The following is a 9,138-nucleotide window of genomic DNA, read 5'->3' as shown; positions in this document are numbered from 1 at the left end:
AGGGACTGTGTCGTAAACATAACACCTAACGGCCCGGCTATGCGGAGTGCGGGATTTTAAGGTACTTCACTTTCCGTTTAGCAGTTGGTTTATTTATTGTAATTACTTTCATATCAGCACTTTCTCCCGCATTACGTATAGCCAATGTTGGCGGTTCGTTGTTTATTTTCCACGTTGTCAAGCATTTATTATTTCTTTTAGTCTAGTCGATATATTTCTCCAATTTGTGTCAAGGTTTACTGTCCTTATTTGAATTTTATGGTCGTTGTATTGAAAATCTAAATTGTAATCTTTTTCAATTGTTGGATACAAAAGAATTCCGGTTGCCATTTTGGTCTTTTCGCTTACGTCTTGCTGATTTAGTAAGTAGCTAAATAACTGATATAAGTTAGAGGACTTAATTCTCTCCTTGTCGTAATTTGTGGTCATTGTTTCTCTGTAATATTTAGCATCAATTATTACTTTCTGTTCTTCGTTTTCTAAGGAGATGTCAGTTTCCATCTGAGGTAAATATTGATAACTCTCAATGCCTTGATGTTGAAATTGCCATTTAATCGTTTCTTTCTTTACAGTATTGAATTTCTGTTGCTCAAGGCGATAGAAATTCCTAATAAATGCCTCAAACAATTGATTCATTTTGTTGTCGTCTCTTGTGAAATCTGAGAATTTGTATTTGCCCTTTTCTTCTGATGGGAAAGTGCTTTCATAAATCAAGCAACATACGTTCATCACAAAACCGTAAAACCGATTGTTCCTATTCAATTTAATTTGCTTGAAGTGGCTTCCTTTGATTTCAATCAAGTCAACACCTAAAAACATTTTTTGTAGTTTGGCTAATTCCATTTTTAGGAGAGGATCAATACCCTTTGTCCTTGTTAGCCTGTAAATTGTTGAAATCAAAATTTGATTTGTAATAATATTAGCAGAGAAATCATCATAAGTACAAAAAGTTTTTTGCTTGAAAAGCAAATTTCTCTTGAGTGTTTGACTTATTTCGATTTTACCTTTAACACCTGAAATTTCTTCTTCGTGGTCTATGTAACTTTTATCAATACCTCTTTTCAGAAGAAGTTTTGAAGAAGTAATTAGCACTTTAGCAAATAAATCAAGAAGTTCTGTTTTATCGTCAATTGAAATATCAACCCGCTCTTTTTCATCTAGCTTGTTCCAAGCATAGCAAAGTAGGAAGTATATGTTTTCAATTGGGATTGCCATTTTCTATCTTGAAAGCTGTTTAACTGTATCAGAAACTTTTGAAAGGTCGTCAAACCAAATTTCTTCTAACAAAGGTTTCAGTTCATAATTTAAAATGTCTGTCCACCATTGATTTTCGTTACCATCATTTGTGTACGTACAGAAATAACTATGTCCAATTTGGAAGCCTTCACCAAGGTTAACATCCTCTTTTATTTTGACATTCAATTTTGAAATTGATGAACATATGTGTTCAATAATACCATCAGACAAACCTTTATCAGCTAAAAATGCACGAAAGTTTGAACCGTAGTCTGGCTGTAATGAAACAAAAGCAAATCTTCTTCTTAAAGCGTAATCTACTATTGCCAAAGAACGGTCAGCCGTATTCATTGTGCCAATTATGTAAAGGTTGGCAGGCACATAAAAACGGTCTTCTTCGTCCTCTGCATAAGTAAGTTTTAAGGCAAATTTTTCTTCTCTTTTGTCCGCTTCAATTAGCATCATTAATTCACCAAAAATCTTGCTTAAGTTACCTCTATTAATTTCGTCAATAATGAAAAAGAAAGGTCGTTCTAGATGAGCTAAGGCTCTTTGACAAAATGAATAGAAAATGCCGTCTCGCAAATCAAAACCGCCTTTTTGGGTAGGACGTAGCCCCTGTATAAAATCTTCGTAACTATACGATTGGTGAAACTGAACCATTTCAATATTAGCATCCTTGACTTCTTGCATAATTTCATAAGCAAGTTTTCTAGCGATAAAAGTCTTGCCTACGCCTGGAGGGCCTTGTAGTATTATATTTTTCTTTCGCTTTAATAATGAAACAGTGTTCGAAAAATCTGTTTCACTTATGAATGGCTTATCAGGGTCTTCTGAAAATTTATAGCTTTTGACATTTTCAGATTTAAGCAGTTTTTCGGTAATGATGTTCTTATTATCAATAACTTCCCTTATAATTTCATACTCTTCTTCTGTCAGCTTGAATAAACTACCTTGGTTATTTATAAATACTTCACATTCTTGCAGAGAAGGATTATTTTTTAAGTCGTTCCAATGAATTGGAATTTCCAATTTTTCAATCAGTTCAAATTCTATTTCTTCACCATTAGCTGTATTATGAATTCCTTGGGTGATTTCATAAATAGCTTTAATTTGTTTAGTTGGTGTACTTTCGTACCCAATCATTAAGTCACCTCTTTTGGTTGCTTCAAAGTGCTTGTATATTCTTCTATTATTTCCTTTTTCGTTATGCGTAGTGTAGGTTTGTTTTTCTCCTACGTTATGCTTGCTAATAGACCAAATTTTTGGATTAGCGTTTAGCCACCAATAGTTTAAATCGTCATCTGGTTCGTGAGTAGTGTCTTGGGGCAAAACAATATCTCTGTTCTCTTTGACTTGAAGCGTTCTGCTTAGTAGAATTTGAAACTTTTCTTCTGGAATTATTAAATCTTCTGAAAGACCATATTCTTCAAAGGTTTCTTTAAATATTTTCCAATCAGTTGCGTAAAAATTGTCAATTACTTTAATGAAATCGGTCTCTGAATATACTTTTTGGTAATTGCCTTTACCGCTTTTATTGAATCCATCTATTTTGGAGGCAATTTCTTCGTAGCATTTTATTATAGCGTTGTCAGTTTCAGATTGAAATGTCAAACTCAAGTGAGCACTTGGGTTTTCTATATCCCAAAAATTATAAACTAAACCTGCTTGTCGAGTTTTGTTTTTCCAATCTCCTTTATTTACAAGTCCCAAAAAGAGATAATGACTGCCTTGAAACCAATATCCTTTCCTAAGTCTTTCACTGTCTTGTTTTCTAAGCCAAAAAGTTAAATCAGGATATTTCTTCTCTTTGAGTTTAAGAAGATGGTTTAGTATTTTGTCGCTCCAATTTATTATTAGTTCTTCTTGTGTCATTTTTTATGTTTTATTCTCTGTTTCGGAGTCGTCTTCACAATGACCGACAACGTTTCGCAGCTATAAGAAGTTGGCGATTTCGAAGCACAGAACTGTCAACCTGCACGAAAGTTTGATTGAAAAACTGCACTTGATTTAACCACTGAACCGCCAATTTCTTATAGGTGCTGTTAGGTGCTGGTGTTCTGTTTTTCATCTCGTTTAGCTTCTTAAAATAAATTTTTAATCAAATAGATTTGCTTGGATTACAGTCGTATTATTATTTTTTGATTTCACTTTGTTGATTAAATCTTCCAAGCTTTTTTGTGTCAGAATTGTAATGTCCTTTTGTTCGGCAATTAATTGTCTGTTTAAATCAAACATTGGATTTTCGCTATCAAGTTTTTGGTCATACATTACTGCTCTTGGAATATTATAATCTTTTGCAAATCCCATTGCTAATCTCGCACCACTATCTAATTTTTGTCCGAATATTTTCCATCGTTCGGCTGTGTCTTGTGCATAACTTGCAGCTAAAATAATAGCATCACAAAATAACGCTTGTAATCTATCACGGTCTTTATATCTGCTGCTTAAATCCATAGCAGATTTATGTTCATCATAATATTCAGTTATTAAAAGTCCGCCTTCTTCAACAATTTCAAATGCCAAACCTTTATTTTTCGCTGGCATAATATTATTTAGCGGACTTGGTAAAACGGCTATGGTTTTTCCGCCAATAAGTGCTTGTTTATGTGCAATACTATCGCAACCGAAAGCTAATCCGCTTACAATAATTACCTCTTTTTTTACAATTTCTGCAACTATTTTTTGTTCTCTGATTTCGATTTTTTCATCTGGGTTAAGAAGTCCAATTACAGTAATGCAAGAATGTTCAAAGTCAAGAAGACTAATATCTCCTTTGTAAAAAAGAAAAATTGGTCGTTCGCTTTCCTTTACATTTCCTCTGTATTTAGGAAAATTTTTGTCGCCAATAGCCACAAGTCCATCGCAACTATCTTGAAAATTTTCTATTTTGGTTAATATTTGATTTTTATCAAACTCAAAATCATCAACGGTGATTAATTCTTCTTGCTTTGAGTTATTATTTAATAATGAAACAATTGTCTCAACACTTTCATTGCCCTTTAACATTTTATTTATCCAAGCTCTGCCAATACCTTTGTAGGTTTTTGCAGTTATGATGTTGATTGCGTTGTCTGTGTACTTCATTTTATTTCGATTTATTAACCGTGAATGGTGTTTCCAATTGCATAAAAAGTAACTGAGTTTGCTCCACGACTTAATAATGCTTGAACCATATCTTCATCAATGTTCACAGTCCTCGTATAAATATCATCAATTAATAGAATATCACGACCGTTAATGTTTGCCGAAAAATTGCAAGTAGCTAAACTTATACCTGGATATGGCTCTGAACCATCATTTACAAATCCTTCCATTGGTCGTCTAAGGTGTGTTGTCTTAGTATTAGTATGTCGTGTAATAAAATCTGTACCATCAATAAAGCTATTACCCAACCGATTTACAGCAGACCTTACAGTTGCTTTGAAAAGCAGTTGATTAGGACGATAGGTTGTGTCAGCTTTGGCTCTTGGAACAACACAAACTGTCAAAGAGTTTTTATTAATTTGAGGTAATACATCAGGCAGGTCATTAAGAAGTACAGCCAATAATTGTTGTTGTGCTTCTTGAATTCTAAAGTCAGTCCAATTATGGTGTGGGTCATTTTTTAATTTGTAGAGATAGTTAGGGTTGTTTGGAAGTTCGACACCACCGAAATCTGTGTGGTAGAAACCCTGAATGTTTTGGGTCAGATAATTATTTCGTGTCATTGTAAAAGGTGTCATATTCTATAGACTTAAAATGTTATCAATCGAAATTCCTGAAAGTAGAGCATCTTCAATTTCCTGTTTTTCATTTTCAAAAACAATTATTGTTTGAGCCTGCAGGCTCAAATCTGTTATTGCTTTTTTGTATTTGTTCGTTCGGTTTTTATTGTCAAAATTCTGCTTGAAGAATATGTTGCTGAATTTGTCGGTTAGATTGTGATAATTCAATGTCATCAAGGCTCTATCTTCTCGACAGTTCGTAACCAAAACGGTTTTATTGGTTGTGTAAAATTTCATTAAAATGTCAGCTACTGATTTATTGAGTTTGGTTTGAGATAAATGTTCTTTGTAGTTTTCCTCCTTTTGTTGGACTATTTTTTCAAATTCGGTTTCGGTCAAATTTGGGAAGATTGCTTTTAAAGTAGTACGATTAAATCTTTCATTCGGATTATATTCAATTTCTTTCTCAAGCTTAATTATTGATTGTATCGCATTTTTATACGATAGAAAGTTTGCAAAATCGGTGTCTATTAAAGTTCCGTCCATATCAAATAGTAAAACAGTGTCTGAATTAATTTTAAAATCACTGTCTTGTTTTATGTTTTCCATTTTTGCCTTTTTTGCTGTCCGTTGTGGTTTGTGGTGGTCGGCTCTTACACTTGCACCTAACGTTTTCGGGCTTTGCGTTCGGGCGGGTTCCGAAGCACAAAACTATCAACCAGCACTACACTTGAATAGAAGCACAAAGCTCCAAGTTTGCACGTCACCCCACCTGACGCAAAACCCGTGTTATAGGCAGCACTTCTTGTCATTAGCTTATTGATTGTAAAGTTTGATTTTCAATAGTCAGCCAAGTTGGTTGTGGATTGAAGGTTGAGATTACTTTATAAGCCTGTTTGTAAAATGTATCACTAATTTCTCTTCTGTCTGGTCGGAAGCAAAAAACTGAATTGGTCGTTCTAACAAGTTTAAGTCCGTTGCCGTCAATTAGCACGAAGTAAGTTGAAGTTGTATATAGTCCTAAAATTCTTGTCGCCCGTGCCAGGTTGTCCCTAAATATTCTTTCTAAGATTGGTTCACTTGCTGTCAGCTTATTTTGTAAATATGTTTCAAAGTCATTGTTGTCAGTAAAAATTAGTCTTTCTGCATAGTTTAAGCAATCGTCAACAGCCAACCCAAAGACACCATATCTATTGCTTTGATTTAGTCTTGTTGTGAAATCTCTAATATTATTCTCAACTTGATTTAATGTGTTTGGGTGTTTGCATTGAATATCTATGTCGCCAAACTGTAAGTCTTCGCCTGCGGTATGTTGTGGCAAGTCTATTTGAATTTGGTTCTTAATCAACTGACTGGCAGAGAATATTTCAAATTCAAAATCTTTAAAAAAGTGCTGCAAATTCGGGTCGGCATTTCCATATTCATACCATCCAGTATTCATTGCTCGTAATTGAATTGTAAAGTCAATGTCCGATAGCCATAATTTTCTCAATGAGTTTACGAGGGTAAACAGAACTGTAATGGGTTTGATTTGCTCCTGTGTCACTTGTTGCAAACTCAAATAGAGTTCACAATCATCAATTAGTTTTTGAAGTCCAGTATTAGCGATTAGTTGAACTTGATTTTTCTTTATTGTGTATTTCAGAAATGTCAAGTCGCCTTTTATTTGTGTCGCACTATAAACTTGTTCATACATAGTTGTCTGTCTTTTTAGTGTTGCCTATAACACTGTTATTTACGGCACTAGTTGCGTCTATATCGTATTAGTCAGTAGGTTTCTCTACAATTATATCGAAATTTTCAAGAAAATCAAGCGGGCTTTTGGCCGTTTTGTTATTAATGGCCAGTACATGGGTATAAATTTCTGTGGTTTTGCTACTACTATGACCCAACATACTCTGTATAATGCGAAGATTCACACCTTCCTGTAATAAGTGCGTAGCGAAGCTGTGACGCAGTGTATGCACTGTTCCCCAGGGATTTACGCCACTTTTCTCCACCGCACTTCTCAATACATTTTGAATGCTTTTGGCACTATATTTCCCACCGTCCTGCCCTTCAAAGAGCCAATACGCTGGTTTATACGCTTTATAATAAGAACGTAAAACCTGCAATAGTATCGGTGAAAGAATGGTTTTACGATCTCGTTTACACTTTGAATCTTTAATAAATAGATAGCCTTCATCGGAATGTATATCCGCAATGCGGAGGTTCAGTGCTTCACTTATTCGTAATCCCGAGCTGTAAATTGTTAGCAATATACATCTGTGTTTTAAGTTTTGGGGTGCTTGCAACAACTTTCTTATCTCATCCTTGCTGAATATATTGGGTAAATGATTGGATTTTTTTGGCCGCTGGATGTTGTAATACTCCCGTGGCTGTTCTAATACATATTCATAATAGGCTTTTATGGCATTAATCACCGTATTCTGCTTTGTGTCTGATATTTTGTATTTGCTTTTAAGATGGTAAACATAACTTTCAATCTCATCTTTGGTAATTTCCGGAAACGACCTGCTGTTAAAAAACGAAAAGAAATAGCTCAGTGCCGATAAATAGTTTTTTATAGTTGAGCTACTCAAGGCTTTTAACACAAATTTTTGTTCGCACAATGCCAAAGCATTTAACATATCCTCGCTCAATGTTATTGCCTTTTGGATAGAAGCTGCCGGTATGCCAGCACCTTGAACTGCATAGATCCCTTTAAATCGCCGTGCTACAAGCTTCTTATTTTCTGGTGTATTTAGCATACTCCAAAGTTTCTGATTGGCATGGTAAAATGTCGTATTCTGCATTTTGAGCCATTCCCTTTCAGCTTTTAATTCATAAGGAATAAACAGTTTAAAACGGTGGCTCCGCGGTACCGGCGTATAAATGATGATTTGTTTCTTTATAATCATAACTGTTCAGGTTTTGATATACAAAAAAGACATATTTTTTAAAACAACAATGATTACAAACGCTTATATTCGTTTACAAACGTTTCATAACCGTTATCCAACTATTATTTCAAAATAATCACAACCAGTTATCCAACAATGATTTACATGCAAGAACAGTTTTTTATGTAAAACAACTTACCCATGCCATCACCAAAATGTAAGATTTGTAAAACGCCACTTGTTGGCAGAGCCGGTAAAATCTTTTGCAGTATAATTTGCAAAAACAGTTATCATTCGAAATTAAGAAGACATACCGATAAACAAGCCTATGGAATAGATAGGCATTTACATAGAAATCGATCTATTTTACTTGAAGTATTAACTTCAAAACAATCTAAAGTAAAAGTACCACGAATCGTACTTGAGGAGAAACGCTTTCACTGGAAATACCATACGCATTTCCATATCAATTCAAGTGGAAAAATGATGCATTACATTTATGATACCGGATGGATGGAGTTTTCAGATGATGAAGTGCTAATTGTAAGAAACCAGCCCGATGCCTAAATCATCAGATCCATTTTGAAATTGCCTTTTAAAGCCGCTGCAATCCTTACTTAATTCTATACACCATACTTAAAATATATATATGGGCAATACGAATTACGGTAAACCATATACGTGTTTACCAGTACTTGAAAAAATTCGCTTTATGTCTCTGGTCAAAGTAGGAGTCGTTGGGCTAGCTTCCCATTTCAGCGATAAGTAAAAAAAGCCGTCTTAGATAAACGAGACGGCCGTATGGGTGCTGGTCATTAACGCTTCATCGCTAAAAGCAGAAAACCCTTCCTTTGTGATGATTAATAAGGGGATACCAAGAATTTATAGAAGGCCAAAAGAAAGCCCCTTGATTGGAATAGTAATTCCGACTGTAGAGGCGGTCGCGGAGGCAATTGCAAAAAGAGACAAAATAAGAACGATTCCTAGTGGGAGCTATGCATTGAGAATGCCCTTGGATTAAGTACACAGCTTCCAATGAAAATTGTCCTTTTAACCGATGGATCACCACGCGAAATCCCATTGGATTGGCGGACCATTAATTTTAAAAAGGTCCCGCCTAAGCATCTTCTTGCAAAGGGGAAAGTTAGCAGGCTGGCCGTACAAGCCCTCAAGGAACTTGGCGCAAAGGTTGCTCCGTAAGGATTAATCCTTACGAATCTGCCGGTTGTACCCCTTTAACGAAAAGTAGGGAGAACAAAATAAAGGTGAAATTGAAACACATCGTCCTGGCTACCTTGGCACCCAAGATATTC

Annotated in this window: 10 protein-coding genes; 3 read left to right on the top strand and 7 right to left on the bottom strand. The window is 35.0% G+C overall.

What is annotated here, in order from left to right; translation table 11 throughout:
- Positions 1–177: 177 nt before the first annotated feature.
- The 7 genes from mcrC to X939_RS0121770 all read right to left on the bottom strand — a co-directional run bounded on the left by mcrC (position 178) and on the right by X939_RS0121770 (position 7,843).
- Positions 178–1,215, bottom strand: a complete 1,038-nt coding sequence (mcrC, locus tag X939_RS0121800; RefSeq protein ID WP_025765385.1) for a 5-methylcytosine-specific restriction endonuclease system specificity protein McrC — start codon at positions 1,213–1,215, stop codon at positions 178–180.
- A 3-nt stretch (positions 1,216–1,218) separates the two neighbouring features.
- Positions 1,219–3,111 carry an AAA family ATPase gene (locus X939_RS22805; protein ID WP_025765384.1) on the bottom strand — a complete coding sequence of 631 codons (1,893 nt, stop codon included), beginning with the start codon at positions 3,109–3,111 and terminating at the stop codon, positions 1,219–1,221.
- Positions 3,112–3,333: 222 nt separating this feature from the next.
- Positions 3,334–4,323, bottom strand: a complete 990-nt coding sequence (locus X939_RS0121790) for a DNA-processing protein DprA (protein ID WP_025765383.1) — start codon at positions 4,321–4,323, stop codon at positions 3,334–3,336.
- Between the two features lie 14 nt (positions 4,324–4,337).
- Positions 4,338–4,961, bottom strand: a complete 624-nt coding sequence (locus X939_RS0121785) for a phosphoribosyltransferase (RefSeq protein ID WP_044200341.1) — start codon at positions 4,959–4,961, stop codon at positions 4,338–4,340.
- A gap of 3 nt (positions 4,962–4,964) precedes the next feature.
- Positions 4,965–5,552 (bottom strand): HAD hydrolase-like protein, encoded by a 588-nt coding sequence (locus tag X939_RS0121780; RefSeq protein WP_084299618.1) that lies wholly within the window; start codon positions 5,550–5,552, stop codon positions 4,965–4,967.
- A gap of 202 nt (positions 5,553–5,754) precedes the next feature.
- Positions 5,755–6,639, bottom strand: coding sequence for a hypothetical protein (locus X939_RS0121775; protein WP_025765380.1), 885 nt, complete (start codon positions 6,637–6,639; stop codon positions 5,755–5,757).
- Positions 6,640–6,706: 67 nt separating this feature from the next.
- Positions 6,707–7,843 carry a tyrosine-type recombinase/integrase gene (locus X939_RS0121770; protein ID WP_025765379.1) on the bottom strand — a complete coding sequence of 379 codons (1,137 nt, stop codon included), beginning with the start codon at positions 7,841–7,843 and terminating at the stop codon, positions 6,707–6,709.
- A 183-nt stretch (positions 7,844–8,026) separates the two neighbouring features.
- On the opposite strand from X939_RS0121770, the gene X939_RS22800 reads away from it, so the two are divergent.
- The 3 genes from X939_RS22800 to X939_RS24150 all read left to right on the top strand — a co-directional run bounded on the left by X939_RS22800 (position 8,027) and on the right by X939_RS24150 (position 9,025).
- Entirely contained in the window at positions 8,027–8,392 is a 366-nt protein-coding gene (locus tag X939_RS22800; protein WP_044200339.1) for a hypothetical protein, read from the top strand.
- Positions 8,393–8,681: 289 nt separating this feature from the next.
- Positions 8,682–8,846 carry a DUF6088 family protein gene (locus tag X939_RS24155; RefSeq protein WP_374754307.1) on the top strand — a complete coding sequence of 55 codons (165 nt, stop codon included), beginning with the start codon at positions 8,682–8,684 and terminating at the stop codon, positions 8,844–8,846.
- Positions 8,825–9,025 carry a DUF6088 family protein gene (locus tag X939_RS24150; RefSeq protein WP_374754306.1) on the top strand — a complete coding sequence of 67 codons (201 nt, stop codon included), beginning with the start codon at positions 8,825–8,827 and terminating at the stop codon, positions 9,023–9,025. The genes X939_RS24155 and X939_RS24150 overlap by 22 nt, the downstream gene beginning before the upstream one ends.
- Positions 9,026–9,138: the final 113 nt, after the last annotated feature.

This window comes from Dyadobacter tibetensis Y620-1, assembly GCF_000566685.1.
Taxonomy (GTDB): Bacteria; Bacteroidota; Bacteroidia; order Cytophagales; family Spirosomataceae; genus Dyadobacter; species Dyadobacter tibetensis.
This window is presented reverse-complemented; position numbering and strand designations above follow the sequence as displayed.